Origin of the sequence: Aquabacterium sp. G14 (assembly GCF_037482285.1) — a bacterium.
Lineage (GTDB): Bacteria > Pseudomonadota > Gammaproteobacteria > Burkholderiales > Burkholderiaceae_C > Aquabacterium.
The window spans coordinates 13,136-37,739 of sequence record NZ_JBBEYB010000021.1; the positions used below are offsets into that span (position 1 = coordinate 13,136).

The following is a 24,604-nucleotide window of genomic DNA, read 5'->3' on the forward strand; positions in this document are numbered from 1 at the left end:
TTTGCCTGGGCGGTGGCGCTGGCCTGGGTGGCCGTGCCTCGCAAAAAGGATCTGCTGTGGTGCGCCCTGGCGATGGCCTTGCATGGGGTGGCCTACGTCTGTTTTGCGCAGACAGGCAAAGCCCCCCCTTTCGTGCCGGTCGTGCTGGGCAATGCCGCCTTGGTAGGGTGCATGGTGCTGTTGGTGGAGGTGTTTCTTGACCTTCGCGCCGTACAGGCTCGGCGCATCTGGTGGTGGGGACCCGTCCTGGCACTGCCGCTGGTTTTTGCTTTCTTTCCGTCGCCGGATCACCTGGCCTTGCGTGTGGCGCTGGGCAGCGTGGTGTACGGGGGCCTGTGTGTGTGCATGGTGTGGCAGCTATGGCTTCCCCACCCGGCGCTGCCGGGGCGTGGTCGTTTCATCGCACTGAGCGGCGTCGGCCTGGTGTTGCTGATCTTTGTGCTGCGCTTGCATGGCGCACTCACCGCCGATCATCCCGCGTTGTCGTTCCGTGATGCCAGCGCGGTGCAGTCGCTTTCCGTGGTGGCTGCCTTGGTCGGCATGTCGCTGCTGGTTCTGGGCGTGGTGTTGATGAGTGAGGAGCGGCTGGCCAAGGCCTTGGCGCGCAGCAGCACCAACTACCGCCTGCTGGTTGAAAACGCGTCCGAGGGCATTGTGGTGGCGCAAAGCGGGCGGGTGCAGTTTGTCAATCCGATGCTGTTGTCTTTGCTGGGGTACACCGCCGAGGATGTGCTGGGCCAGAACCTGCTGCAGTTCGTGTACGAAGACGACCGTGCCAAGGTGCTGGAGTCCTACAACCTGCGGGTGCAGGGCATGGCCCAAGGCTTGAAGTACCCGCTGCGCGTGCTCACCCATGACCGTGGCCTGCGCTGGTTTGAGATCAGTGGCACGCAGTTCGAGTGGGGGGGGGCGTCCGGCCACCCTCAATTTTCTCACCGACATTCAGGACCGCGTCGAGATGGAGAGCCAGATTCGCTCTCTCGCTTACCACGACAGCCTGACGCAGTTGCCCAACCGCGTGCTGATGCGCGATCGACTCAAGCAGGCATTGGCCAGTCACAAGCGTTTGCCCCGGTATGGGGCATTGATGTTCCTGGATCTGGATCACTTCAAGCCTGTGAACGATGCGCACGGCCATGTGGCTGGCGATCTGGTGTTGATCGAGGTGGCGCAGCGTCTGATGCGTTGCGTGCGCGAAACCGACACGGTGGCGCGCTTTGGTGGCGACGAGTTCGTGGTGATGCTGGCCGATCTGCACGAAGACCGGCCTACCTCTCTGGCTCAGGCACGCAATGTGGCCGACAAGGTGCTGCGCAGTCTGTCCGAGCCCTATCACCTGAATCTGCCGCAAGAAGATGGCAGTGTGCGGCACGTGATGCATGAATGCGGCGCGAGCATTGGCTTGCTGCTCTTCCACAGCGAGGCGGGCAGCGAAGACCGCTTGTTGCAGCGCGCGGATTCCGCGATGTACCGCGCCAAGGAGGCAGGCCGTCAGACCATTGTGCTGGCTGAGCCTCAACCCGGTGACATGGCCTGCGCATAATGGCCATTCCGTTCCATGGAGGATTGCACCTTGCCAGTTGCCACCCGACGCGATGATGACGATGAGGCCGACACCGACGTCGTGCCGTTTCAGGGCCTGCTGCGCTACGAGCGTCAGGTGCCGGTGCGGCAGGTGTCGTACTACATCTGCGGTGAGCTCAAAGAGCCGCAGTACTACACCGAGTTGTTCTACACGCTGCGCACCGCCAGTGAAACGGATCTGATTTACCTGCACCTGAACTCCCCCGGTGGGGACTTCAACACGGGGCTGCAGATCATCAACAACATCGCGGCATCCAGCGCCCGGGTGGTCACCATCCTGGAGGCCCGTGCGTACTCGATGGCGGCCCTCATTTTCCTCAGCGGGGATGAGCTGTTCGTGCACGACAACTGTCAGCTCATGTTCCACACCTATTCCGGCATCTTCGCGGGCAAGGGCAATGAGCAACAGGCCGAAATTGCCGCAGTGGGGCGCTGGTTCGAGAAAGTGATGCGGCGCATCTGCACGCCTTTCCTGTCGGATGACGAGGTGGACCGCATCCTCAAGGGGGCTGACTACTGGATCGACTCGGACGAGATCAGCCGACGCCTGTCGCGTAAAACTGCAGCCTCCAAGACGCGCAAACCGGTGGCACGCAAAACCAAGGTCACGGTCAGCGCCAAGGGCTGAATCACATCAGCAAGAGCCAGTCTTCGAACAGCACGCCCTGGATGCGTTGGGGCAGGCCTTGCTGTGTCAGGTAGTCGTTGAGCGTGTACTGGATGTAGCCCCCCATCTCGGTCATGCTGTCCGGGCGGGAGAGATCTTCGTAACTGAGCTCGGTCGTCATGGTCTCGACCATGGTGCGAAACGCCGGGGCATAGGGCCCCAGTGCCTTCTGATCTTTCGCGTCCTGCAACTGCAGTCCGAATTTGAAGGCGAGCACGCTGCCGTCCGACATCTTGGTTTCGATCTTGTTGATGCTCAGATAGATGGGCACCGGGCGGGACTGTTCAGAGGGCGCCTGAACGAACTTCTGCCATGACCAGGCCGCCAGGGCCAGCAAGGCAATCAAGGCAGCGCCTGCGAGGATCAAGGTCCACACGCTGCGGTTGCTGTCGGACTGGGCGGTCGCCGCACTCATCCAGAAATCTCCTGTTCACTCCAGCCGATACCTTACACCCGGCCGCCTGTGAGCGACGGATGGTGTGGGCTGGTCTCGGGACTATGTCACGCGGGTTGGCGCGGTCGTCAAGACAGCCAGGCAGGCTGGTCCGTGGGGGCCTGCAGCAGTTCGATTTGCTGGTTCAGCAGGTCGGTTTGCTGCTGCCAGTAATTGCCGCTGCCAAACCAGGGGAAGGCCGCCGGGAAGGCCGGGTCCGCCCAGCGCCGTGCCAGCCAGGCGCTGTGGTGAAGGATGCGCAGGGTGCGCAGCGGCTCGATCAGGCGCAGCTCGCGCCAGTCGAACTCGGCCACGGTCTCGTAGCCATCAAGCAGGGCGTCCAGCTGACCGCGGCGGTCGGCTTCGTTGCCGCTCAGCAGCATCCAGAAATCCTGCACGGCCGGAGCCATGCACGCGTCGTCGAGGTCGACAAAGTGGGGGCCGTCGGGGGTCCACAGCACATTGCCGGGGTGGCAGTCTCCGTGCACGCGGCGGTAGCGCAGGTCGGGGATGCGGTCGAAGGCCGCTTGAGCGAGGTCGAGAGCCTGGTCGGCCGCACTCAGCCAGCGAGGAGCCTGGTCGGGAGGCAGGATGCCGTGGTTCGCCAGCCAGTCGCGGGCACCACGGCCGGTCTGGTCGACATCCAGTCGCAGGCGGTGTGTGAAGGGTTGTTCGGCGCCCACGGTGTGCAGGCGGGCCAAGAATCGTCCCAGCCAACGCAGCACCTCAGGGTCTTCCAGCTCCGGCGCCCGCCCGCCGCGGCGGGGGGAGACGGCCACGCGGTGCCCGCGAAAGGCGCCCAGGGTGGGCGGGCTGCCCAGCAGCGTCGCCCCTGGTGTGCCGGTGGCCGCCAGCGTGAGCGGCGGCACGGCAGGCACCTCGGCATCGGCCAGGGCCTGGGTGAAGGTGTGTTCTTCCAGGATCTGGGCGTCGCTCCAGCGTCCGGGACGGTAGAACTTGGCGACCACGAAACCGCCATCGTCCAGACCCACCTGGAAGACGCGGTTTTCGTAGGAGTTCAGCTGCAGCAGTCGCCCGTCCACGCCTTGGCCAAAGGCCTCCAGGGTGTCCAGGACGAGATCGGGCGTGAGGTCGGCGTAAGGGGTGTCGGCGGCGTGCATGCCGCATCTTAGGCGACGTCGCCGTGGCTCAGTCCAGCTGGGCGGCGTTGTACATGGCCTTGAGGATCGCGGCGTTCAGGTCGGGGAACGTCAGCAGCAGCTTGTCGGCCACGTCCTTGATGTCGTAGATGATGCCGGCCTCGATGGCCTGGACCAGTTCGAAATAGGGCTCGTAGAGGCCGGACTGGTCTGCCAGGGCCTGGAAGACCCGCTCGGGGACCGGGATCGTTTTCAGCAACTCGCTGAAAGGCTGACGGAACATGCGGTCGAGCAGCGAGAACACGCCGCAGATGAACAACTCGTTGCGCATCTCGTCGTCACCGCTGATCTTGGCGAGCTCTTCCATCAGCAGGCCACGGCGCACGGCGGCGAACATGACCGGACGCATGTTGGGATCCTTGCTGGCGGTGGCCAGCAACAGGGCCAGCCAGCGCTTGAGGCGCTGGTAGCCCAGGATCATGATGGCGTGGCGGAAGGAGCTGATCTCGACCGACAACCCGAAAGCCGGCGAGTTGATGTAGCGCATCAGCTTGAAGGCCAGGGGCGGGTCACGCTTGAGGGTGTTTTCGAGGTCTTCGATGTCCTCGCCGCGGTGCAGCTGGTCGATCAACTGCACGATCACCTGCAGGGCAGGCTGGTCGGCGGGCTTGCTGGACTGGTCGATGACGTTGTCGATGGGCCAGCCGAGTACGGCCACCGCCCCTTTGCGGAACGACAGCTCCATCTCTTCAATGCTGGTGATGCCGGCTTGAACGTGGCTGATGCTGCGCACCGTGCCCTCTGGGGCCGTGCTGGGCTGGGTCGGGTTGCCTTGCTGGATCCGTCGGTCATCGGCGTAGTCGATGAGCGAATACTTGAAGCAGGGCAGCACTTCCCGGGGCAACTCTTGCAGCGGCCGCCCTTTGAGCAGCAGGGTGTTCTTGCGGCTGTGAAGAGCGAGCAAGGCGGCGCTGTTGCCCGGGTCAGTCGCCATGAAGGCCGGCACTTCGATGTAAATGTGTGCCGGCACCTCGGTTTGCAGCAGGTCCTGCAGCAGGCTTTCGCTGGTCACGTTCAGCCACAGCTGTTGCCCACCTTCGGGCCAGGTCTCTGCCAGGGCCGCCAGCAAGGCTGCGGCATCGGGTGCGGCATCTTGTGTCAGCGGCATCACCGTCAGGCGGGTGGCGATGACGGTGCGGTTGCGGTCGATGACAGGGCTGTAGGCGAGGGCGGTCTGACCCAGGATGGGATGGTTCATGGAAGCGACGCAGCGAGGATCGGGTTTCAGCTAATGTACTGGAACAGTGACATTTTCTGAATCGATGCGTAGCTCTGAAGTGCGGCTTCGTACCCGGTTTGCTTGTTTTGAAATTCGGAGATGGCGCGCACCATGTCCAGATCTTCGGCGTTCGACTTTTCAGTCTGAGACGCCAGCTTGCTGTCTGCCAGACGCGATTCGATCCCGTCGAGGCGGTTGAGCATTTCACCGGCCTGGGAGCGTGCGGTCTGGAACTGACCCAGGGCGCGGTCGAGCCGTGCCAGGCCCGTGGTCACCGTGCCGCTGACGTTGGTGCCCGCCTCCAGGTCGGTGATGGCCGTGTCCAGGGCGGTGAACACGCTGAAGCTTTCGGTGGTGCCGCCGCCGAGGTCGCGGGTGATGTTCATCCAGATCGCCTCGCCGTTCATGGTCAAGTTGACCTGTTCGGTGGAGGCGGCCAGCACCTCGCCGGGCGTGCCGTTGAAGTTGACGACGCCCGCCGTTTCGGTGAACGGGGCGGTCGTGGCGCCCTTGCCGCCAAAAACGTAGCCGCCACCGCCATCGGGCTGGTTGGCCACGGACACGAGTTGCTTGCGGATTTCGCGCAGTTTGGCGGTGAGCGCTTCACGCTCGCTTTGCGAATAAGTGGCGTTGCCGGCTGCCACGATGGTTTCCCGCGCGGTTTGCAACAGGTCCACGGCATTGCCCAGGCCCGATTCGGCCAGAGACATGGCGTTGCGGCTGGCTTGCACGGCGCGCAGGTCGGCGTCGGAGCGGGCCATGGAGGCCAGGGCGCGTTCGGCGCGCGCGGCGGCCGTCGGGTCGTCGCTGGCAGCGTTGACGCGCTTGCCCGACGTCAGCTGGATCTGGGCCGTGCTGAGATCCTGCTGGCGCTGCTGCAGGTTGGTGATGGTTTGTTCGTAGCGGTAAGCCGTGGAGAGTCGCATGGTCACGCTCCTTAACGGTTGATGCTCAGCAGCGTGTCGAACACGGTCTGAGCAACCTGCAGCACTTTGGCGGCAGCTTGGTAGCTTTGTTGATACTGGATCAGGCGGGAGGCCTCTTCGTCAAGGTTGACGCCGGTCTCGCCGCTGAGCATTTGTCGGGAGTTGTCTTCCAGCGTGCTGGAGATCTCAGACGCTGTACGACCGTTCTGCACCAGCACCCCCAGGTTGCCAATCATCTGGGAATAGGCATCGGTGAGCGTGGAAGGGGGCAGGCCGTTCAGCGTGACGATGGCCTGATCGCGCAAGGCCAGCATGTTGCGGGCATTGGTGTTGTCACTGGAGCTAAAGGGGGGCGCCGAGGCGGCAATGCCGGCGGGATCGGTGAGGCTGACCGCGAGGGTGCTGGCGCTGTAAGGCCCACCGCCGAAAAAGGCGGCCCCCGTCACCCCGGGCGCGGTTTCACCCAGGGCCTGCTGCGCATCCACCGCACCGGCGAAGTCCGAGACAAAGGCTTCCAGATCACTCCGGGTGGCGGCCAGATCCACATCCTGAAACTGTAGCAGCCCCTGGATGGCACCGCCGGTGATCTGATCGCTGTCGAGGATGCGGTTGTTGGGCGCGCTTGGGTTGCTGGCGTTGGGGGTCTGCAGCGCCACCCGCCCCAGGGCGTTGTTGCTGGGGTCGCGCACCACGGACAAGGTCTGCGCAGCGTTGCTCAGCACGAGCAACTGTCCGCCACCCATGAACACGCTCAAGCTGCCGTCGTCGGCCTCCACCGTGTTCACCTGAACGAGCTTGTTCAGGTCGTTGATCATCTTGTCGCGGCGATCCAGCAGGTCATTGGGCGTGTGTCCGCTGCCCTTGAATGTCGCTATGCTCTGGTTGATCTCGGCGATGTTGCGGGTGAGGTTGTTGACCTGTTCCACATTCAGCGTGAGGTCGGAGACCACGCCGCTTTGCAACTGCGTGAGTTGCTGGTCTGCCGTGCGGACCCGGCTGACCCATTCCTGCGCTTTGGCCAGTGCCACCTGGCGCGCCGACATGTCCAGTGGCTGGTTGGAGACGTCGACAAAGCTGTTGAGAAACTGGGTGGCGGCATAGCCCAAACCGGACTGGCCCAAGGGCAACACGTCTTCCAGTTGCTCTAGCTTGTTCAAGCGGGTGGCGTCTGCCGAGGCGGCCGCCGTGTTCATGTTGGTCTCTTTGACCAGGATTTCATTGGTGGCGCGTGAGATCGTGGTCAGGCGCACACCCCGACCGAAGAAACCGGCGCCGGTGAACAGACCGTCTTCCGTGGCCAACTCGACTTGCTGACGAGAATAGCCCGGCGTGTTGACGTTGCTGATGTTGTGAGCGGTGGTGTCCAGCATGGCGCGGGCCGCGGTCATCGCTCCCGTGCCCAGTGCAAAAATTCCGGATCCCATGCGTGTCTCCTCTCAGGCGTCAAGCCGAGCGCTGTTGCAGACGCAAGGCGGTGTTGATCACCTGGGTCAGCTTATCGGCATACGCCGGGTCGGTGGCGTAACCACCGCGTTGCAGACCTTGGGCATAGCCACGCACAGAGTCAGTCTGAGCCATGGCTTGACTGTACCGGGGGCTCTGGCTGAGCAGGCGGGCGTGGTCCTTGAAGGCCTCTTCGTACGAGTCATACGCACGGAATTTGGCCGTGACCTTGCGGGCCACGCCACCGATGTACTCGGTGGTGGTGACCTCTGCCACCTTGCCCTTCCAGTTCGAGGTGGCCTTGATGCCGAACAGGTTGTGGCTGTTGCCACCGTCGGCGGTGCGGATTTCGCGCTTGCCCCAGCCCGACTCCAAAGCCGCCTGTCCCAGGATGTGGGAAGACGGAATGCCCGTGGCCCGTTCGGCGGCATCGGCGGCCGCCTGGTGCTTGCGCACGAAGCTTTCGGCCGGGTTGAGCTTGCGGTTGCTGGCCGCGCCGGTCGTGCCGGCGGCTTCCAGCGTGGTGGCAGGCAGGCGTGCCTCCATGCGGCGATCCAGCGGCAGGGCGGTGGCCACATGGCTGCCATCGGTGCGGTTCAGGCTCAAGGTGGGGCGCTCGGGCAACTCGTTCAGGGTGAGGGGCTGCGACGCACCGTCTTGCGAGGTGTTCACGCCCATCTGCCGCGCCAATTGACGCTCGATCAGGGCGCTCAGGCCACGTGGCAAGCCGGTCATCTGGTTGGCCAGTTGCGTGTCCAGCATGCTCTGGCCCATCTCGGTGCCCGAGTTGTCGAGCATGCCGCTGTTCATGGTGGTGGCGCGCATGCTCTTCATGAGCTCCTGCATGAACAGGCCCTCGAGTTGGCGCGCCGTTTCCTTGATCGTGCTCTGGCTGGACGCACTCTTGCCGGAAGCCGCCTTCAGCTGGTCCAGCGAGCGCAGGTCCATGGTCAGGCCGTTGTGCCGGCCTGAAAGCGTGGGGCTGCTCATCAGATCACCTCCAGTTCCGCATTCAGGGCACCGGCCACCTTCATGGCCTGCAGGATGGCCAGCAGGTCTTGCGGATTGGCGCCCAGGGCGTTCAAGGCCTTGACCACATCGGTGAGCTTGGTGCCCGCCGGCATCTGGATCAGGGCGCCCGGCTCCTGGTTGAGCTGGATGTTGGACTTCTCGGCCACCACCGTCTGGCCTTGCGACAAGGGGGTGGGCTGACTGATCACCGGGGTGGTGCTGATGGTGACGGACAGGTTGCCGTGGGCCACCGCGCAGGGACCCACGGTCACGGCCTGGTTCAGCACCACCGAGCCGGTGCGGGCGTTGATCACCACCTTGGCGGCCGGGGCCGCGCGGTCGATGGACAGGTTCTCCAGGTCGGCGATGAAGGCCACGCGTTCACCCGGTTGCATGGGCAGATTCACGGCCACGGTGCGGCCACTGATGGCCTCCGCTGTCCCAGGGCCCTTGGCGCGGTTGATGGCATCGGCCACTTCACGGGCGGTGTTGAAATCGTCGGCACGCAGGTCGTATTGGATGGTGCGACCTTGCAGCCAGGGGGTCGGTACGCTGCGCTCCACCGTGGCACCTTCCGGAATGCGGCCTGCACTGAGGTGGTTGACCTGCACTTTCGAGCCGCCGGCCGAGGCGCCTGCGCCGCCCACCACCACGTTGCCCTGCGCCAGAGCGTAGATCTGCCCGTCGGCGCCCTTGAGCGGGGTGGCGATCAATGTGCCACCGCGCAAGGACTTTGCATTGCCCATGGACGAGACGTTGATGTCAATCGCCTGGCCAGGTTGAGCGAACGCGGGCAGCGTGGCCGTGACCAACACCGAGGCCACGTTCTTGAGCTGCATGTTGGTGCCGGCCGGCAGGTTCACCCCCATCTGCTGCAGCATCGCTGTCAGGCTTTGGGTGGTGAAGGGGGTTTGCGTGGTCTGGTCGCCGGTGCCATCCAGGCCCACGACCAGGCCGTAGCCCATCAATTGGTTGGAGCGCACGCCTTGAACGGCGGCAATCTCCTTGAGACGCACCGCCTGGGCCTCCATCGGCCACCACGACAAGGCCGAGGCGGCCACAAAGGCCAGAGCGATCAGCGGCTTGGTGAGAGTGGAGGTGGTGTTCATGGGCCGAATCCTTCAGGGGTTCGGCACCATTTTGGAGAACTTTAGAACGGGGCAAGGCTCAAAAAGAACCGTCCAAGCCACCCAATTACCTGCGATTCCTGCTGTGCGCCCTGGCCGCGCTGCTCCAGACGCACATTGGCCACCTGAGAGGAGGGGACCACATTGCCTGGACGGATCGTGACCGGATCGATCTGGCCCGAGAAGCGCAGCACGTCGACATTGGAGCCCACGCCGATCTGCTTTTCGCCCGAGACCACCAAGTGGCCGTTGGGCAGCACCTCGATGACGGTGGCCGTGATGTTGCCCCGGAACTCGTTGTCGCTGGTGGCGTTGCCCTTGCCGCTGAAGTTGTTGTTGCTCGAGACCGAGGCATCCAGATTGGGCAGATCGGCGTCGATCTTGGACAGGATGCTGGCGCCCAGCGGCATCTTCGTCTTGGCCGACAGCGAGCCACCCTTCTGGATGTTGCTGGTCTTGGATTGCGAGGCTTCGACCACCTCGTTGATCTCGATGTTCACGATGTCGCCCACCATGCGTGCACGGTGCGTCTCGTACAGCGGGCGGTAGCCTGCGCTTTGAAAGATCGCGCCATTGGACACGGGCTGCTGCACGGCGGCCACGGGGCGCGTCTGGGTAGGCTCCAGCACATCGACCTTGGGATTGAGGGTGATGCAGCCACTCAGCAGCACACCCGACAAGGCGGCCACGATGAGAGAAGGGCGGGCGGCGGTCATCACAGTTGTCCCAGCTTCTGCAGCATCTGATCCGAGGTCTGGATCGCCTTGGAGTTCAGCTCATAGGCGCGCTGGGTCTGGATCATGGTGACCAGCTCCTGCACGACGTTCACGTTGGACGACTCCAGAAAGCCCTGCGACAGCGAACCGAAGTTTTCGGTGTTGGGGCTGCCGGTTTGCGGAGTGCCCGAAGCGGCGGTTTCTGCAAACAGATTTTGGCCCTTGGGGTCCAGACCGGCCGGATTGATGAAGGTGGCCAGCTGCAATTGACCCAGCTGTTGCACCGCGGTCGAACCCGGCAGCGTCACCGTCACCGTGCCATCGTTGCCAATGGTCAGGTTTTTGGCGTTGGCCGGCACCGTGATGCCCGGCTGCAGCACATAGCCGTTGTTGGTGACGATCTGGCCGTTCGAGTCCAGCTTGAACGAGCCATCGCGGGTGTAGCCCGTGGTGCCGTCCGGCATGGTGATCTGAAAGAAGCCGTCGCCCTGAATGGCCAGGTCCAGGCTGTTGGAGGTCTGTTGCAAGGTGCCTTGCGTGAACTCGCGCGAAGTGGCCACCGTGCGCACGCCCAGGCCCACTTGCAGCCCGGTGGGCAGCTGCGTCTGCTCGGAACTGTTCGCGCCGCTTTGCCGCAGGGTCTGATACATCAGATCCTCGAACTGCGCGTGCGACTGCTTGTAGCCCGTGGTCGAGCTGTTGGCCAGGTTGTGCGAGATGTGGTCCAGCTGAACCTGCTGGGCATCCATGCCCGACTTGGAAATCCACAGTGAACGCATCATGGCCGTTCTCCTTTGAGGTCAATACGCAATGCCCGTTCAGTGTCCGGGCAATCAGGCACCGTTGTTCAGCAGTTGAGCGGCAGCTTTCTCCGCCTGTTCTGCGGTTTGCATCATCTTCATCTGCGTTTCAAACTGGCGAGCGGCCGTGATCATCGACACCATGGTCTCGATCGGGTTCACGTTCGAGCCCTCCAGCGCACCGTCTTGCAACTGCGCGGTGGCATCGGCCGGCAGGTCGCCGTCGGGAGAGCGGAACAGGCCGTCGTCCCCCCGCACCAGCTTGGTCTCGGGCGTCACCAGCTTCATGCGGCCCACCGGCGTGGTGATGCCGCCTTGCTGGCGCACGCTCACCGTGCCATCGGGGGCAATGCTGGGCGTGGTGCCCGCTGGAATCGTGATGGGGCCACCATCGCCCATCACCGGCAAGCCGCCGTGGGTCATCAGGTTGCCCTGCGAGTCCACCACCAGCGAGCCGGCGCGGGTGTAAGCCTCCGTGCCATCGAGCCCCTGCACCGTCAGCATGGCCTGGCCACGCATGGCCACATCCAGCGCCCGGCCGGTGAAGTTGATGGGGCCAGCACTGTCGTCGTAGCCCACCGTGGTGTCGAGGGCGTACACGCGGGTGCTGGCACCGTCTCCACGCACGGGCACGGCGCGCACCGCTTGCAACTCGGCGCGAAAGCCCGTGGTGCTCACGTTCGCCAGATTGTGCGAGAGCACCTCCTGGCGCTGCATGTTCATCTTGGCGCCAGCCATGCTGAGGTAGATCATGCGGTCCATGATGGGCTCCTGAGTGCGCTACCGATCAGCGCAGGTTGACCAGGGTCTGCAGCACCTGATCTTCGGTCTTGATGGTCTGCGCATTGGCCTGATAAGCACGCTGCGCCACGATCATGTTCACGAGTTCGCCGGTCAGGTCTACGTTGGATTCTTCCAGGGCGCCGCCTTGCAGCAGGCCGAAGCGACCACTGCCGGGCTTGTCCACCAGCGGCGCGCCCGACGCAGACGTGTCTTTCCACTCGTTGCCACCCACAGGTTGCAGGCCTTGCGAGTTGGTGAAACGGGCCAGACCGATCTGACCACCCACCTTGGTCACGCCGTTGGTGTAGCGCACCAGCACGGCGCCGTTCGAGTCGATCTGGAAGCTGGAGAAGTCGCCCTTGGGGTAGCCCGACTGCGTCAGCTCATTGATGGTGGAGCTGCCGGCGTACTGTGTGATGCCGCTGAAGTCCACCAGCACACCTGCGATGGCCGAGCGTGTGCCAGACGCTGGAATCGTGGGCAAGCCGACCGAGGCCAGGCTGACGCCAGTGAGCGTGGCGCCGGCGCTGTTGACGATGTTCAGGGGCTGACTGGTGGCAGGGTCGAAGTTCACCGTGAAGGACGCGTTCCCGCCGTTGAGGTAGGTGCCGTCCACGGCCGTGAACACCTGCCATTGGTCCACGCCGCTCTTGCGGAAGTAGTACTCCAGCGGCACCGCCTCACCGGATGCGTCGTACAGCGTTTGTGTCGTCGCAAACGAGTAGGTGCCGGCAGTGGGCGGGTAAACGGTGGCATCGAACGCGGTGTCGGTGGCTTCCGCGGCATTCAGGTTCAAATCCGCCGTGATGCGGCTGGTCGCCTGCGCGGCGCCACCGGTCAGGTTCAGCTTGATCGGCTGGCTGTCCTGGCTCAGAACCTTGTGGCCCTCGTTGTTCACGATGTAGCCATAGCTGTCCACCTTGAACTGGCCATTGCGGGTGTACAGGCGCTCACCCGCCGCTTGCAGGTCCTCGGTGCCGCTGACAGGGTCCCAGCGCTGGACCATGAAGAAGCCATCGCCGTTGATGGCAATGTCCAGCGGGTTCGAGGTGGTGGTCAGGTTGCCCTGGGTGAACTGTTGTGCCACCGCGGCCACGCGCACCCCGATACCGATCTTGTTGACACCGCTGCCACCCAGCGAGGCGGCATACATGTCGGCGAATTCAGCCCGAGAGGACTTGGCACCGTAGGTGTTCGCATTGGCGACGTTGTTGCCGATCACCTCCAGGCTTTTGCTGGAGCTGTTCAAGCCGGAGAGACCTTGTTGGAAGCCCATGATGATGTCCTTTCAGGATCAGGAAACAGCCTTGACCTGGCTGTAAGCGGTGCTGCTGCCGTTGCTCAATTCCAGCGTCAGCGTGCCATTGGTGGTGTTGACGGCCTGAACCAGTGCCGACGTCAGAGGGGTTGCCGTCACGGCGGTGTTGCCGCTGGCGGCCGTCACCTTGAAGCGCATGCCGTTGGTGGACATGCCCTCGGGCGGCGTCCACTCGAAGCCCTGGCGACCGGCGCCCTTGTTGGTTTGCGTGACCGTGTCCACCACCGCACCCGCGGCATTGAGGATCTCGATCTGCACCTTGCCGGCATTGGCCGCCAGTTCATAGCCGCCGCCTGCCTTGCCAGTCTCGGCGTTGTAGGCCAGGTCATTGCCTTCCAGCAAGACCGCACGCCCGACCAGGCCCGCGCCTTGCAGCATCTGCATCTGCGCCAGGCTGCTGCCCAGGCTGCTCACGGTGTTGTTGAGCTTGTCGATGCCCGTTACCGTGTTGATCTGCGCCATCTGGCTGGTCACCTGGGCGTTGTCCATCGGGTTGAGCGGGTCCTGGTTCTGCATCTGCGTCACCAGCAGTTTGAGAAACCGGTCAGAGGCCTCATTGGCGGCGGCCGTGGCACTTTTCGTGGTGCTTTGGCCGCTGGTGCCGGTGGTGCCCGAAATGGCGGAAGTGCTCATGGGTAATCCTTGCTGATCGGTTCAAACGGGATGGCCCGCATCAGTTGCTCTGGCCCATTTGCAGGGTCTTCATCAACAGCGACTTGGTCGTGTTCATGACCTCGATGTTGTTCTGGTACGAACGCGAGGCCGAGATCATGTTGACCATCTCCTCCACCGTGTTCACATTGCTGTAGGTCACATAGCCATCGGCGTCGGCCTGAGGATGCTTCGGGTCGTGAATGCGGCGTCCGGGCGTGTTGTCTTCCGTGATCTGAGACACGGTGACCCCGGCGGTGCCCGGACCGCCCATGGGCGTGGTGGTGAACACCACCTGGCGTGCCTTGTAGGCCGAACCATCGGGGCCGGCCACGGTGTCGGCGTTGGCCAGGTTCGAGGCCACCACATTGAGCCGCTGCGACTGCGCGCTGACGGCGCTGCCGGACACGTTGAAAATCTTGAACATCGACATGATGGGCTCCTGATCCGTTCAACTCACTGACCGGTGATGGCCGTGTTGAGCGTGCGCATCGACGAATTGATGAAGCGCAGCGTGGCCTCATACCGAACGGTGTTGTCGACAAAGTTGGCACGCTCGCGGTCCATGTCCACCGTGTTGTTGTCCAGGTTCGCCTGGGTCGTGGGGGCATAGGCCAGTTCGGCGCTGGCTCCGCTGCCTGCCAGCTGACCGTTGCGCTGCATGTGGCCCGGGTTGGCGGCGCTCATGCCCAGGCGGGGCGCCGACATCCCGGCTGGGCCCACCGAGGCCTGACCCGTGGCGTTCTTCAGCGCGGTGGCGAAGTCAAAGTCTCGAGACACATAGCCCGGCGTATCGGCATTCGCGATGTTGCTGGCGATCAGGCGCTGGCGTTCCGACCGCAGCTTCAACGCTTCGGTCTGAAAGTTCAGGGCATCGGTGAGTCGGTTCAGCATGGTCGGGCCCTCCGGGGTGGGCGGTTCACACGAATGGTGGATCTGGCCGTATGGTGATCGCCTGGGGCCAAAACATGAGCCGAAATAAACGGGCTTTCCCGGCTCATTTCCCAGCCTGGGGGCGCAATGGGCGGCGTACAGTCGTTTGCACCATGCCCACAGTCCATCTGTTCTCCCCCATCCCCCCGCGCCTGCGCCAACGCGGCCTCAGGCGTGTGCTGTGGGCCATGTGCCTGGGGTGGCTGGCGTGCTGGATCCCGACGCTGGCCCGCGCGGACCAGAGCGCGGTTGACCCCGCGCCGCTGTCAGGCCTGGTCAGTCAGTGGCTGCAGGGCCAGACGCAGGTGCAGTTGCCCCAACAGGTTCAGACCCATGCCGGGCAGGCCCAACCCGGCGCAGCGCCGCGGGTGGAGGTGGCGCTTGGCGAGCTCGACCCACGCCTCAAACTCGCCCCCTGCCAGAAAGTGGCCACTTACATGCCCCAAGGCATGAAGCTGTGGGGCCGTACCCGCGTGGGCCTGCGCTGTGAGCAAGGTGCCGTGCGCTGGAATGTGTTCTGGCCCGTCACCGTCAAAGTCTGGGGCACCGCCGTGGTGCTCAACAATGCCGTGACCCCCGGTCAGGAGATCGGCCCGCAGGACCTGAAATTGGCCGAGGTCGATTTGGCCGAGAGCAGCTCCCCCGCTGTGATGAACCTGTCGGAAGCGATCGGGCGTTCGGCCCAGCGTCGCCTCGAAGCGGGCGAAAGCCTGCGCCAGTCGGATTTGCGGGCGCGCCGTTGGTTTTCAGCAGGGGATCCGGTACGATTACATGTGAAGGGTCCAGGCTTCATGGCCGCGTCCGAGGGCACGGCCCTGGCGCATGGCGACGAAGGGCGTTGTGCCCGTGTCCGCACCAGCCAAGGCCGGGTGGTGTGTGCCCAACCCACGGGGGAAGGGCTCGCGGAGCTCACATTGTGAAATTTTCGCCCACACCCCCTTACCGTTGCTTACCCCCTGGCCCGGGAAAATCTGTAATTCACGCTAAAGTTTGCTCGCATCACGTCGATAACGCAGATGTGATCACCTGGGATCGGCCGGGTGCAAGGAGCAAATCATGAAAATCGGCAACCTGGTGGACAAGGCCCTGACGGGCTTGAGTTCGCGCTCTGAAGGCGTCGGTTCGGCCAAAAACACGGGCAAAACCGCTGCGTCGGAAGGCGCGGCGGGCAAAAGCGCCACCGTGACCCTGTCTACCGCAGCCAATTTGCTGGCGGAAGACACCGCCACGTTCGACGCGGCCAAAGTGGCCCGCATCAAGCAGTCGATCGACAACGGCACCTACCAAGTCAACGCCGGCGCCATCGCCGACAAGCTGATTGGCAACGCCAAGGAACTGCTGCAAGGCCGCCAAGGCTGAGCACCTGATTTCGCATGGTGAATGCGCCCAACCCCAACGCCCGACTCGCTGCTGGGGTGGCGCACATCGAAACCTGCCTGAATGAGTTGGACGCCGCGCTCGCCGCGGGTGATGCCAACCGCATCGAAGCCCAGGCGCAGCAACTCCAACGTGCGCTGACCGACGGCCTCTCTGCCGCCCAAGCTTCTGCCCCGCAAGCCCTGACGCCCGATCTGCGTCAGCGCCTGCAAGCGGCGCAAGCCCGTACGCAGGCCCTGCAAGCGGCGGTTCACAAAGCTTTGGCCTCCACAGGCCGCACGCTGAGCGCTTTGTTTCCGCAAGAGGCCCACGATACCTATGGTGCGCTGGGCCAAAGCCCCGCGGCACGTGCCCTGGGCAAAGCCTACCGCTGAGCCACAGGTTCTGCCTTACCAGGCTCAGCCCTCGCTGGCGCCTTCCACAATCAACTGCACACGCTGGCGTCCCTGAAACTCGTTCAGGTCGATGCGAAATGCCAGTTGCGCCTTGCTCGGCAGTGGCTCCGTCCGGCCAAACCAGATGCCATCGCGTACCTGACCCTGCACGCGCAGGCTCAGCTTCAGGTGGCGCTCGCCCACCAGGCGCTGGTTCAACACCTCCGCCTCGTCGCTGAACACCGGGGCTTCAAAGCCCGGTCCCCACACGGCGCTATCCAGTTCCAACACAGTCTCCGCCGTGAACCATTGCGCATCCAGGGGGCCATCCGTGCTCAGTTGGCGCAGCAGCAAGCTGGGGTCCAAGTCGTCATTCGCCACGCGCACCAGCGCCGCCTCAAAGGTGTCAAAGTCCTCTTCGGCAATGGTGCAGCCGGCCGCCATGGCGTGGCCGCCAAACTTGCGCAGCAGCCCGGGGTGGCGCTTGCCGATCAAATCCAGCGCGTCGCGCAGGTGAAAACCGGCAATCGAGCGTCCCGAGCCCTTGAGCAGCCCATCCTGCCCCAACGCGAACACAAACGTCGGGCGGTGCAGCCGGTCCTTCAGGCGCGAGGCCACGATGCCCACCACGCCCTCATGGAACTCCGGATCAAAAATCGCCAGCGCCGCAGGCGGTTCGCCCTCCGGCAGCACCGATTCCAGCATCATCTCGGCCTGCTCGCGCATGCCCGCTTCCAGCTCGCGGCGCTCGCGGTTGATGCCGTCGAGCTGCTGCGCCAGGGCCTGCGCCCGCACCGGGTCATCGGTGATCAGGCACTCGATCCCCAGCCCCATCTCGGCCAGACGGCCCGCCGCGTTGATGCGTGGCCCCAGCGCAAAGCCAAAGTCCTGGCTGCTGGCCTTGGCCGGATCACGCCCGGCGGCGGCAAACAGCGCGGCAATGCCCGGCTGCATGCGCCCGGCGCGGATGCGCTTCAGGCCCAGCGCCACCAGGCGGCGGTTGTTGGCGTCCAGGCGGCCCACGTCGGCAATGGTGCCCAGGGCGACCAAATCCAGCAGGTTGTCGATGCGGGGCTGGGTGGCGGCGTCGAACACGCCGCGCTGGCGCAACTCGGCGCGCAGGGCCAGCAGCACATAGAACATCACGCCCACGCCCACCAAGGCCTTGCTGGCAAACTCACAGCCCGGCTGGTTGGGGTTCACGATCACGTCGGCGTCCGGCAGGCTGACCTGGCCATCGTCCAGCACCACCGGCAGGTGGTGGTCGGTGATGATGACGCGCATGCCCAGCGCGCGGGCGCGGGTCACCGCCTCGTGGCTGGCCATTCCGTTGTCCACGGTCACCAGCACATCGGCTTGCTGGGCCTTCACCAAATCGACGATGGGCGGCGTCAGGCCGTAGCCGTGCAGGGCGCGGTCGGGCACCACGTAGCTGAGCTGGTCGGCGCGGGCGCCCAGCATGCGCAGGCCGCGCAGGCCTGTGGCGCAGGCGGTGGCGCCGTCGCAGTCATAGTCGGCCACGATGCAGATGCGCTGGTCTTGCGCGATGGCATCGGCCAGCAACACAGCCGCTTCCTGGGTGCCACGCAGCGTTGGCGGCGGCAGCAGCTTGCTGGCGTTGTCATCCAGCTCTTCGGCGCTGCGCACGCCGCGGGCGGCAAACAGGCGGGCCAGCAGGGGGTGAACGCCGGCTTGCTCCAGGCTCCAGGCGGTGCGCGGCGGCACGTCGCGGGCAATGATTTTCATGGTCACAGGGGCTCAAGCAGGTCGGTCACGCGGGCCGTGTCGGGGCGGCCGGTGAGTTGGCGCAGGGCACGGCCCAGGCGGGCGCCCAGGGAGGGCGCCGCGGCCGGCGTCAGCGTCACGGCATGGCGTTCGCCGCACAGGGTCAGCTTCACGGCCTCGCCCGCGTCCAGCGCGGTGCAGATGTCTTTCAGCACCGTGGCGTCCACATGCTGCCAGGCCTCCAGCCACAGCGGCATGTCGTCGGCCAGCAGGGGCGCGCGCAATTCGTTCACCCATTGCACGGGGGCGGGCAGGGCGGTGTTCGCTGGGGGCTGGCCGCAGCCGCTCAGCCAGAAGGAGTTGACCGTGGCCAGGCCCGCCGCCTCGCGGGCCTCGTTCAGCGGGTGCTGGTACAGCAGCATCTGCACCTCGCTTTGCAGGCGCCGCACCATGCGGGCCTGCGGGTGATCGGTCAGCCACAGGTCGGGGTTGCGGCCAATCACGCGGTCCAGTGAGGCCGTCGGCAGGCCTTGCAGCGAAGGGTGGGCGGCGTACCAGCGCTGCGCTGCGCCCCATTGCAGGGTCCAGCCGTCTTCCTCAAACAGTGGGCGCACGGCTTCCAGCAAGGTGCGGGATTCGTCCTCGCTCAGGCCCAGCGTGGCCGGGTCCAGCAAGGTCAGGTGGTCGCGGCCCATCAGCCAGTGGCCGGGGCTCAGCAGGCCCCAGCACAGCGCGGGGTCCAGGCTCACGCCGTCCTGGGCGGCCCACCAGGCGGCCCAGGGCAGCAAGCCGTCGGCGTCCGCCGGGTTGGTGTCGGCAGCAGCACCCGGCCAGCCCATTTCCGCCGCCAGCACGCGCTCGTGCGGCATCGACAGGGCGTATTCATCCCCCAGAAGGCGCTGGCTCACCTGCAAGGCGCCCAGCAGGCGGCGCAGGTGGGGTAGTTGCCCGTCCTTGTTCAGGTGTGGCAGGGCGTGCTGGCAGGGTTCGGACAGGCTGGCGACAAACGGCAGCACCCAATGACGGGGTGCGGCCACAACAGAAGAGGGCGGGTGCATGGGATGGGATTATCGAATGAGTACACTTCCCCCACCATGAATCTCCCTTATGAATGGCGCGTGGGTTGGCGTTACACCCGCGCCAGCCGCTCCGCGCGACGCAACGGTTTCATCTCCTTCATCTCCGGTGTGTCGGTGCTGGGCATCACCCTGGGGGTGGCGGCGCTCATCATCGTGCTGTCGGTCATGAACGGCTTCCAGAAGGAAGTGCGCGACCGCATGCTCTCGGTGGTCGCCCACGTGGAGCTCTACAACGCCAGCGGCGAAGGCCTGCCCGACTGGCACGCGCTGGCCGCCCAAGCCAAGCAGAACCCCGCCGTCATCGGTGCGGCGCCCTTTGTGCCCGCCCAGGCCCTCATCGCCCGGGGTGAAGACATGCGCGGCGCCATGGTGCGCGGCATCGTCCCCTCTGAAGAAGCGGCGGTGACGCCCCTGGCCGCCGCCATGCAAGACACCTTCGCGCGCCTGCAAAGCGGGCAGTGGGGCGTCGTCATCGGGCAAGAAATGGCCCGCGTGCTGGGTGTGACCGTGGGCGACCCGCTCACCGTCGTGGCCCCCAGCGGCCAGGTGACGCCGGCTGGCGTGGTGCCCCGCCTCAAGCAGGTGACGGTGGTGGGCATCTTCAACGCCGGCCACTATGAATACGACAGCGGCCTGGTGCTGATGCACGCCGACGATGCCGCACGCCTGTTCCGCACCGGTGGCCCCACCGGGGTGCAACTCAAGCTCAAAGACCCGCAAGACGCCCGCCGCGTGGCCGGCGAGCTGGCCGAATCGTTGGGCGCAGACGTCATCGTCCGTGACTGGACGCACACCAACCGCAACTGGTTTGACGCGGTGCAGGTGGAAAAGCGCATGATGTTCATCATCCTCACCCTGATCGTGGCCGTGGCCGCCTTCAACCTCGTCTCCACCCTGGTGATGACCGTGACCGACAAGCGCGCCGACATCGCCATCTTGCGCACCCTGGGCGCCAGCCCGCGCTCCATCATGGGCATTTTCATGGTGCAGGGCGCGCTCTCGGGCGTCATGGGCACGCTGGGCGGCTTGGGCATGGGCCTGCTGGTCGCCTTCAACATCGACGTCATCGTGCCCGCCATCGAGCAGGCCCTGGGCGTGCACTTCCTGCCCGGCAGCATCTACCTCATCAGCAAGATGCCGTCCGACCCGCAGTGGGGCGACATCGCCCCCATCGCCGTCATCTCCCTGGTGCTGTCCCTGGCTGCCACGCTCTACCCGAGCTGGCGCGCCAGCCGTGTCCAACCTGCAGAGGCCCTTCGGTATGAGTGACATCCTGCCCGCCCACCACCGTCCCTTGCGCGTGCGCAAGGTGCACTCGCTGCGCACCTTCATCTGGCTCGCCAAAGGCGCGCGCGACTTTGCCCGCGCCCCGCTGGTCGGCCTGTCGCACGGCGTGCTGATGGCCGGCTTTGGCGCGCTGATGCTGTGGCTGGCGTGGGACCGCTTCTGGGTGCTGGCCGGCGCCTTGTCGGGCTTTTTGATGGTGGCGCCCATTCTGGCCACCGGCCTGTACGCCGTCAGCCGCGCGCTGCTGCGTGGTGAGGCGGCGGGCCTGTCGGCCGTGTGGCAAGTGTGGGCCTCGCTCGACCAGCGCCTGGTGCGCTTCGGCATCCTGCTCATGGCGCTGGGCACGGGCTGGGTCGTCACCTCGGCGGCGCTCATCACCCTGGGCGTGAGCCCATCGGTCACCACCCCGCAAGATTTTCTGACCCGCGTGGTGCTGGCCCCCAACCCCGGCTTTTTCGAGATCTGGTTGCTCGTGGGCGGCTTGATGGCCGCGCCCGTCTTCGCCTCCAGCGTCGTCGCCATTCCCCTGTTGGTGGACCGCCGGGTGACCGTGCAGGCCGCCGTGCTCACCAGCTGGCGCGCCGTGATGGCCAACCCCATCTGCCTGAGCACCTGGGCCTTGTTGGTGATGAGCCTGACGCTGGTGGGCCTGGGCACCTGGATGATTGGCCTGATCGTGGTGATGCCCGTGCTGGGCCACGCGACCTGGCATGCGTACCGCGACTTGGTCGTACAGGAAGCTGTTTGATATGTTTGGTTTGACAGAGGAACAGATCGCTCAGTTCGGTCTGACGATCGGTGTCGGTGGCTTCATCCTCTACATGATGTTCATCATCCTGCAACTGGCGCGCGAGTCCAAGGCAGGCAAGTTCGGCACCTTCGTGCTCTTCCTGGTGCTCGGTTTCGGGGTGCTGGGCTTCGTGGCGAAAAACGTCATCGCCTGGCTTCTCAACATCTGATGCCCATGTCTGTTGACACCCCCATCCTCCAGGCGCAAAGCCTGTTCAAGCGCTTCCACGAAGGCCCGCTCGACGTCACCATCCTGCAAGGCGTGGACCTGACCGTGCAGCGCGGCCAAACCGTGGCCGTGGTCGGCGCCTCGGGCTCGGGCAAAAGCACCTTGCTGCACCTGCTGGGCGGGCTGGACGCGCCCACGCGCGGTACCGTCAAGCTCATGGGCCGCGACCTGTCGGCCATGAGCGCGGCCGAGCAGGGCGCCTGGCGCAACCAGCACCTCGGCTTCATCTACCAGTTCCACCACCTGCTGCCCGAGTTTTCGGCGCTCGACAACGTGGCCATGCCCTTGCTGATCCGTCGCCTGCCCATCGAGCAGGCGCGCGAACAGGCACGCCAGTGCCTGGACAAGGTCGGCCTGCTCAACCGCGTGGCGCACCGCCCGGCCGAGCTGTCTGGCGGCGAACGCCAGCGTGTGGCCATTGCCCGCGCCCTGGTGACCCAACCCGCCTGCCTTCTGGCCGACGAGCCCACCGGCAACCTCGACCGCAGCACCGCCGACACCGTGTTCGAGCTGATGCTGCAACTGGCGGCTGACCAGGGCACCGCCGTCGTCATGGTCACGCACGACGGCACCCTGGCCGAACGCTGCGGCCAACGCCACCGACTGGTCAACGGCCAGTTTGTCGACTGAGGCCACCCTGCTGCGGAGCCGGGCCATGTGGATCGACAGCCATTGCCACCTGGACGCCCCCGAATTTGACGCCGACCGCGCCGAGGTGATCGCCCGCGCCCGCGCTGCCGGGGTGGGCTTGCTGGTGATCCCGTCCGTGTCGCCCGCCACCTTTGCCACCGCCCGCGCCGCGGCCCAGCAGTGCAACGGCGTGTACGCCCTGGGCATTCACCCACTGTATGTGGACGACGTGCCCGATGATGCCGTGGCCCAACTGGCCGACGCGCTGCAACGCTGGCACGACGACCCGCGCCTGGTGGCCGTGGGCGAAATTGGCCTGGACGGCTTTGCGCCCGGCTGGCAAGACCCCGCCCACCGCGCCCGCCAGGAAGACATCTACGCCGCCCAGCTGGCGCTGGCTGCCGAGCATGGCCTGCCCGTGATCTTGCACGTGCGCCGCAGCGCGGACGTGCTGCTGAAACACCTGCGGCGCTGCCGCGATGCCGGCCGGCCCGTGATGGGCGGCATTGCGCACGCCTTCAACGGCAGCCCGCAGCAGGCGAGGGCGTTCATTGAGCTGGGCTTCAAGCTGGGCTTTGGCGGCGCGATGACCTTCGACCGGGCCTTGCAGATTCGCCGCCTGGCGGCCGAGTTGCCAGCCGAGGCCTTGGTGCTGGAAACCGATGCGCCGGATATTCCGCCGCATTGGCTTTACAAGACGGCCGAGCAGCGGGCGCAGGGTGAGCGTGGGCGCAATGAGCCGGCTGAGCTGCCGAGGATTGCGGAAACGCTGGCCGAGGTGCGCGGGTGGAGTTTGGCGGAGACGCGGGAGCGGACTTCGGCGAATGTGAGGGATGCGTTGCCGAGGGTGAGGGCCTGGGGTTGATCAAAATTTGATTTTTGATTTTTGGGATTTCGCGCCACTACCTCATTACTTTATTCTGATTTGGGTGTTTCGTGCTGCCACGATGAATAGGTCGGCATGTTGAATGGATCGTTGTAATTTCCGTTGTGGTGGTGGGTTGTCTTTTTCATTGATTAAAAGTGCATCACTTGCGGAGGTTGGTAAATGCTTTGCGCTATCAACCTTTTATTTTGATTGCCTGGTTTGGTTGTTTTGTGGATACTTGGTTTTGATTTTAGGTGCGCTGTGTGAGCGTGTGATTCGCTGTCATATGAGGTGCTGGGTTTTGTAAGTATCGCTGCGGGAGTCAATGATGTGGGTGTTGATGGTCAGCGTTACAGGATGAATGCGGTCTCGGAACTTGATAAAAAAGCTGCAAATGAAGTTATGATAGGCGATGAGAATTGGATAGCTGGTGAAAAAATGAATGATTTGATTATTGGTATTTTATTTCCTGATTAGAAACCTGCCTCAGCGAGGCTCACCCCATGAGCTTGTGACTCACTAATCTGTGGTCTTCTTACAGTGGGGTGAGCACCATGGCCTTCAACCAGATTCAGTTCCAGCACGGCATGTCGATTCCGGAATTCCTTCGTAGCTTTGGCACCGAGGCACAGTGCGCCGAAGCGATCAAGGCCGCGCGCTGGCCTGAGGGATTTCGCTGTCCGCGCTGCTCCAGCAGTGATCACTATGTGGTCGGCCACGGTGTCCGTAAGCTCTTCCAGTGCAATGGCTGTCGGCATCAGACCTCCCTGACCGCAGGCAGTCTCATGGCACACACCAAACTGCCCCTGACGACCTGGTTCTTGGCCATCTACCTCATCAGTCAGGCCAAAACCGGCCTGTCTGCCCTGGCGCTCAAGCGTCAGCTTGGCGTGAGCTATCCCACTGCCTGGCTGTTGCATCAGAAGATCAACCGGGCCATGGCCTCGCAAGACGCCACCCACCAACTCAGCGGCACGGTGCAACTCGATGACGCTTACCTCGGAGGCGAGCGCACAGGCGGCAAAGTCGGTCGGGGCTCCGAGAACAAGGTCCCCTTTGTCGCGGCTGTCTCGGTCAATGATCACGGGCATCCGATGTTCATCAAGCTCAATGTGGTCAGAGGGTTCACCTCTGAAGCGATCAGCAAGTGGGCCAAGTCCAATCTGGCACCGGGCACCAGCGTGCACAGCGATGGTTTGGCCTGCTTCAGTGCGGTGGCCGATGCCGGTTGCCTTCACCTCCCGATGGTGGTCGGCTCCCTCAAGCCGCGCGACCTGCCCAGCTTCAAGTGGGTCAACACCGTGCTGGGCAATCTCAAGACCACGTTGGCCGGAGCCTTCCATGCCCTGAACTACCGCAAGTACGCCGAGCACTACCTTGCTGGCTTCGCCTACAGGTTCAACCGCCGCTTCGATCTGCGTGGTCTGGTCGCAAGTCTCATCGTCGACGTCGTGAGAGCAAAGCCCATCAAGGAA

General features: G+C 64.6%; 28 protein-coding genes and 1 pseudogene. 13 read left to right on the plus strand and 16 right to left on the minus strand.

Annotated features, from left to right (window positions below):
- Positions 1 to 570: 570 nt before the first annotated feature.
- From WIT60_RS16925 to WIT60_RS15720, 3 genes and pseudogenes are all read left to right on the plus strand, one after another.
- Positions 571 to 849: pseudogene (locus WIT60_RS16925) on the plus strand (PAS domain S-box protein); the annotation flags it as partial.
- Positions 850 to 883: 34 nt separating this feature from the next.
- A complete protein-coding gene (locus tag WIT60_RS15715) occupies positions 884 to 1,543 on the plus strand; it encodes a diguanylate cyclase domain-containing protein (protein ID WP_339584810.1) in 660 nt (219 codons plus the stop codon).
- Positions 1,544 to 1,573: 30 nt separating this feature from the next.
- Positions 1,574 to 2,212 carry a Clp protease ClpP gene (locus WIT60_RS15720; protein ID WP_339584811.1) on the plus strand — a complete coding sequence of 213 codons (639 nt, stop codon included), beginning with the start codon at positions 1,574 to 1,576 and terminating at the stop codon, positions 2,210 to 2,212.
- A 1-nt stretch (position 2,213) separates the two neighbouring features.
- Here the strand turns inward: WIT60_RS15720 and WIT60_RS15725 are convergent, their stop codons facing one another.
- The 14 genes from WIT60_RS15725 to flgB form a co-directional block, all read right to left on the minus strand.
- Positions 2,214 to 2,666, minus strand: a complete 453-nt coding sequence (locus WIT60_RS15725) for a flagellar basal body-associated FliL family protein (protein ID WP_339584812.1) — start codon at positions 2,664 to 2,666, stop codon at positions 2,214 to 2,216.
- A 107-nt stretch (positions 2,667 to 2,773) separates the two neighbouring features.
- Positions 2,774 to 3,805 carry a serine/threonine protein kinase gene (locus tag WIT60_RS15730; protein WP_339584813.1) on the minus strand — a complete coding sequence of 344 codons (1,032 nt, stop codon included), beginning with the start codon at positions 3,803 to 3,805 and terminating at the stop codon, positions 2,774 to 2,776.
- A 28-nt stretch (positions 3,806 to 3,833) separates the two neighbouring features.
- Positions 3,834 to 5,042 carry an EAL and HDOD domain-containing protein gene (locus tag WIT60_RS15735; protein ID WP_339584814.1) on the minus strand — a complete coding sequence of 403 codons (1,209 nt, stop codon included), beginning with the start codon at positions 5,040 to 5,042 and terminating at the stop codon, positions 3,834 to 3,836.
- A gap of 26 nt (positions 5,043 to 5,068) precedes the next feature.
- The gene (flgL, locus tag WIT60_RS15740) at positions 5,069 to 5,989 is read right to left on the minus strand and encodes a flagellar hook-associated protein FlgL (RefSeq protein ID WP_339584815.1); all 921 of its coding nucleotides are present in this window, start codon (positions 5,987 to 5,989) and stop codon (positions 5,069 to 5,071) included.
- 11 nt (positions 5,990 to 6,000) lie between these two features.
- Positions 6,001 to 7,413, minus strand: coding sequence for a flagellar hook-associated protein FlgK (gene flgK, locus WIT60_RS15745; protein WP_339584816.1), 1,413 nt, complete (start codon positions 7,411 to 7,413; stop codon positions 6,001 to 6,003).
- Between the two features lie 19 nt (positions 7,414 to 7,432).
- A complete protein-coding gene (flgJ, locus tag WIT60_RS15750) occupies positions 7,433 to 8,422 on the minus strand; it encodes a flagellar assembly peptidoglycan hydrolase FlgJ (protein WP_339584817.1) in 990 nt (329 codons plus the stop codon).
- Positions 8,422 to 9,552, minus strand: a complete 1,131-nt coding sequence (locus WIT60_RS15755) for a flagellar basal body P-ring protein FlgI (RefSeq protein ID WP_445207712.1) — start codon at positions 9,550 to 9,552, stop codon at positions 8,422 to 8,424. Before WIT60_RS15755 ends, flgJ begins: the two co-directional genes overlap by 1 nt.
- Positions 9,553 to 9,593: 41 nt before the next feature.
- Positions 9,594 to 10,286 (minus strand): flagellar basal body L-ring protein FlgH, encoded by a 693-nt coding sequence (locus tag WIT60_RS15760; RefSeq protein WP_339584818.1) that lies wholly within the window; start codon positions 10,284 to 10,286, stop codon positions 9,594 to 9,596.
- Entirely contained in the window at positions 10,286 to 11,068 is a 783-nt protein-coding gene (flgG, locus tag WIT60_RS15765) for a flagellar basal-body rod protein FlgG (RefSeq protein WP_339584819.1), read from the minus strand. Before flgG ends, WIT60_RS15760 begins: the two co-directional genes overlap by 1 nt.
- Positions 11,069 to 11,119: 51 nt before the next feature.
- On the minus strand, positions 11,120 to 11,848 hold the full coding sequence (locus WIT60_RS15770; protein ID WP_339584820.1) for a flagellar basal-body rod protein FlgF: 729 nt from the start codon (positions 11,846 to 11,848) through the stop codon (positions 11,120 to 11,122).
- A gap of 25 nt (positions 11,849 to 11,873) precedes the next feature.
- A complete protein-coding gene (gene flgE, locus WIT60_RS15775; protein WP_339584821.1) occupies positions 11,874 to 13,145 on the minus strand; it encodes a flagellar hook protein FlgE in 1,272 nt (423 codons plus the stop codon).
- An 18-nt stretch (positions 13,146 to 13,163) separates the two neighbouring features.
- Positions 13,164 to 13,820: a flagellar hook assembly protein FlgD gene (locus WIT60_RS15780; protein WP_339584822.1), complete on the minus strand. Its 657-nt coding sequence runs from the start codon at positions 13,818 to 13,820 to the stop codon at positions 13,164 to 13,166.
- Between the two features lie 40 nt (positions 13,821 to 13,860).
- Complete coding sequence (flgC, locus tag WIT60_RS15785) at positions 13,861 to 14,271, minus strand: flagellar basal body rod protein FlgC (protein WP_339584823.1); 411 nt, start codon at positions 14,269 to 14,271, stop codon at positions 13,861 to 13,863.
- Positions 14,272 to 14,294: 23 nt separating this feature from the next.
- Positions 14,295 to 14,732, minus strand: a complete 438-nt coding sequence (gene flgB / locus WIT60_RS15790; RefSeq protein ID WP_339584824.1) for a flagellar basal body rod protein FlgB — start codon at positions 14,730 to 14,732, stop codon at positions 14,295 to 14,297.
- Between the two features lie 152 nt (positions 14,733 to 14,884).
- Between flgB and flgA the strand changes: the two genes are divergently transcribed.
- From flgA to WIT60_RS15805, 3 genes are all read left to right on the plus strand, one after another.
- Positions 14,885 to 15,691, plus strand: coding sequence for a flagellar basal body P-ring formation chaperone FlgA (gene flgA, locus WIT60_RS15795; protein WP_339584825.1), 807 nt, complete (start codon positions 14,885 to 14,887; stop codon positions 15,689 to 15,691).
- A gap of 136 nt (positions 15,692 to 15,827) precedes the next feature.
- On the plus strand, positions 15,828 to 16,130 hold the full coding sequence (gene flgM, locus WIT60_RS15800; protein ID WP_339584826.1) for a flagellar biosynthesis anti-sigma factor FlgM: 303 nt from the start codon (positions 15,828 to 15,830) through the stop codon (positions 16,128 to 16,130).
- 17 nt (positions 16,131 to 16,147) lie between these two features.
- Positions 16,148 to 16,522 carry a hypothetical protein gene (locus tag WIT60_RS15805; protein ID WP_339584827.1) on the plus strand — a complete coding sequence of 125 codons (375 nt, stop codon included), beginning with the start codon at positions 16,148 to 16,150 and terminating at the stop codon, positions 16,520 to 16,522.
- 24 nt (positions 16,523 to 16,546) lie between these two features.
- Here WIT60_RS15805 and recJ read toward each other — a convergent pair whose 3' ends face one another.
- On the minus strand, positions 16,547 to 18,268 hold the full coding sequence (gene recJ / locus WIT60_RS15810; protein WP_339584828.1) for a single-stranded-DNA-specific exonuclease RecJ: 1,722 nt from the start codon (positions 18,266 to 18,268) through the stop codon (positions 16,547 to 16,549).
- 2 nt (positions 18,269 to 18,270) lie between these two features.
- The gene (locus WIT60_RS15815; protein WP_339584829.1) at positions 18,271 to 19,305 is read right to left on the minus strand and encodes a hypothetical protein; all 1,035 of its coding nucleotides are present in this window, start codon (positions 19,303 to 19,305) and stop codon (positions 18,271 to 18,273) included.
- Positions 19,306 to 19,341: 36 nt separating this feature from the next.
- Between WIT60_RS15815 and WIT60_RS15820 the strand changes: the two genes are divergently transcribed.
- The 7 genes from WIT60_RS15820 to WIT60_RS15850 form a co-directional block, all read left to right on the plus strand.
- Positions 19,342 to 20,595 carry a lipoprotein-releasing ABC transporter permease subunit gene (locus WIT60_RS15820; RefSeq protein ID WP_339584830.1) on the plus strand — a complete coding sequence of 418 codons (1,254 nt, stop codon included), beginning with the start codon at positions 19,342 to 19,344 and terminating at the stop codon, positions 20,593 to 20,595.
- On the plus strand, positions 20,588 to 21,361 hold the full coding sequence (locus WIT60_RS15825) for a DUF2189 domain-containing protein (protein ID WP_339584831.1): 774 nt from the start codon (positions 20,588 to 20,590) through the stop codon (positions 21,359 to 21,361). Before WIT60_RS15820 ends, WIT60_RS15825 begins: the two co-directional genes overlap by 8 nt.
- Before the next feature lies 1 nt (position 21,362).
- Entirely contained in the window at positions 21,363 to 21,572 is a 210-nt protein-coding gene (locus WIT60_RS15830) for a DUF2788 domain-containing protein (RefSeq protein ID WP_320366013.1), read from the plus strand.
- Positions 21,573 to 21,577: 5 nt separating this feature from the next.
- A complete protein-coding gene (gene lolD / locus WIT60_RS15835) occupies positions 21,578 to 22,261 on the plus strand; it encodes a lipoprotein-releasing ABC transporter ATP-binding protein LolD (protein WP_339584832.1) in 684 nt (227 codons plus the stop codon).
- Positions 22,262 to 22,286: 25 nt separating this feature from the next.
- Positions 22,287 to 23,126 (plus strand): TatD family hydrolase, encoded by an 840-nt coding sequence (locus WIT60_RS15840; RefSeq protein ID WP_339584833.1) that lies wholly within the window; start codon positions 22,287 to 22,289, stop codon positions 23,124 to 23,126.
- Positions 23,127 to 23,420: 294 nt separating this feature from the next.
- On the plus strand, positions 23,421 to 23,606 hold the full coding sequence (locus WIT60_RS15845; RefSeq protein WP_339584834.1) for a hypothetical protein: 186 nt from the start codon (positions 23,421 to 23,423) through the stop codon (positions 23,604 to 23,606).
- 77 nt (positions 23,607 to 23,683) lie between these two features.
- Positions 23,684 to 24,604: IS1595 family transposase (locus WIT60_RS15850; RefSeq protein WP_339581920.1), on the plus strand; the 921-nt coding region annotated here is incomplete at its 3' end.

Excerpts from the sequence above, each read along its gene's own strand:
- WIT60_RS15725 (WP_339584812.1), bottom strand. The coding sequence starts at position 2,666 with ATGAGTGCGGCGACCGCCCAGTCCGACAGCAACCGCAGCGTGTGGACC.
- flgK (WP_339584816.1), bottom strand. The coding sequence starts at position 7,413 with ATGGGATCCGGAATTTTTGCACTGGGCACGGGAGCGATGACCGCGGCC.
- WIT60_RS15840 (WP_339584833.1), top strand. The coding sequence starts at position 22,287 with ATGTGGATCGACAGCCATTGCCACCTGGACGCCCCCGAATTTGACGCC.
- WIT60_RS15730 (WP_339584813.1), bottom strand. The coding sequence starts at position 3,805 with ATGCACGCCGCCGACACCCCTTACGCCGACCTCACGCCCGATCTCGTC.
- WIT60_RS15735 (WP_339584814.1), bottom strand. The coding sequence starts at position 5,042 with ATGAACCATCCCATCCTGGGTCAGACCGCCCTCGCCTACAGCCCTGTC.
- WIT60_RS15755 (WP_445207712.1), bottom strand. The coding sequence starts at position 9,552 with ATGAACACCACCTCCACTCTCACCAAGCCGCTGATCGCTCTGGCCTTT.
- lolD (WP_339584832.1), top strand. The coding sequence starts at position 21,578 with ATGTCTGTTGACACCCCCATCCTCCAGGCGCAAAGCCTGTTCAAGCGC.
- flgG (WP_339584819.1), bottom strand. The coding sequence starts at position 11,068 with ATGATGCGTTCACTGTGGATTTCCAAGTCGGGCATGGATGCCCAGCAG.
- flgB (WP_339584824.1), bottom strand. The coding sequence starts at position 14,732 with ATGCTGAACCGACTCACCGATGCCCTGAACTTTCAGACCGAAGCGTTG.
- flgA (WP_339584825.1), top strand. The coding sequence starts at position 14,885 with ATGCCCACAGTCCATCTGTTCTCCCCCATCCCCCCGCGCCTGCGCCAA.
- WIT60_RS15815 (WP_339584829.1), bottom strand. The coding sequence starts at position 19,305 with ATGCACCCGCCCTCTTCTGTTGTGGCCGCACCCCGTCATTGGGTGCTG.
- WIT60_RS15830 (WP_320366013.1), top strand. The coding sequence starts at position 21,363 with ATGTTTGGTTTGACAGAGGAACAGATCGCTCAGTTCGGTCTGACGATC.
- WIT60_RS15820 (WP_339584830.1), top strand. The coding sequence starts at position 19,342 with ATGAATCTCCCTTATGAATGGCGCGTGGGTTGGCGTTACACCCGCGCC.
- flgM (WP_339584826.1), top strand. The coding sequence starts at position 15,828 with ATGAAAATCGGCAACCTGGTGGACAAGGCCCTGACGGGCTTGAGTTCG.
- recJ (WP_339584828.1), bottom strand. The coding sequence starts at position 18,268 with ATGAAAATCATTGCCCGCGACGTGCCGCCGCGCACCGCCTGGAGCCTG.
- flgE (WP_339584821.1), bottom strand. The coding sequence starts at position 13,145 with ATGGGCTTCCAACAAGGTCTCTCCGGCTTGAACAGCTCCAGCAAAAGC.
- WIT60_RS15760 (WP_339584818.1), bottom strand. The coding sequence starts at position 10,286 with ATGACCGCCGCCCGCCCTTCTCTCATCGTGGCCGCCTTGTCGGGTGTG.
- flgC (WP_339584823.1), bottom strand. The coding sequence starts at position 14,271 with ATGTCGATGTTCAAGATTTTCAACGTGTCCGGCAGCGCCGTCAGCGCG.
- flgL (WP_339584815.1), bottom strand. The coding sequence starts at position 5,989 with ATGCGACTCTCCACGGCTTACCGCTACGAACAAACCATCACCAACCTG.
- WIT60_RS15780 (WP_339584822.1), bottom strand. The coding sequence starts at position 13,820 with ATGAGCACTTCCGCCATTTCGGGCACCACCGGCACCAGCGGCCAAAGC.
- flgJ (WP_339584817.1), bottom strand. The coding sequence starts at position 8,422 with ATGAGCAGCCCCACGCTTTCAGGCCGGCACAACGGCCTGACCATGGAC.
- WIT60_RS15770 (WP_339584820.1), bottom strand. The coding sequence starts at position 11,848 with ATGGACCGCATGATCTACCTCAGCATGGCTGGCGCCAAGATGAACATG.
- WIT60_RS15825 (WP_339584831.1), top strand. The coding sequence starts at position 20,588 with ATGAGTGACATCCTGCCCGCCCACCACCGTCCCTTGCGCGTGCGCAAG.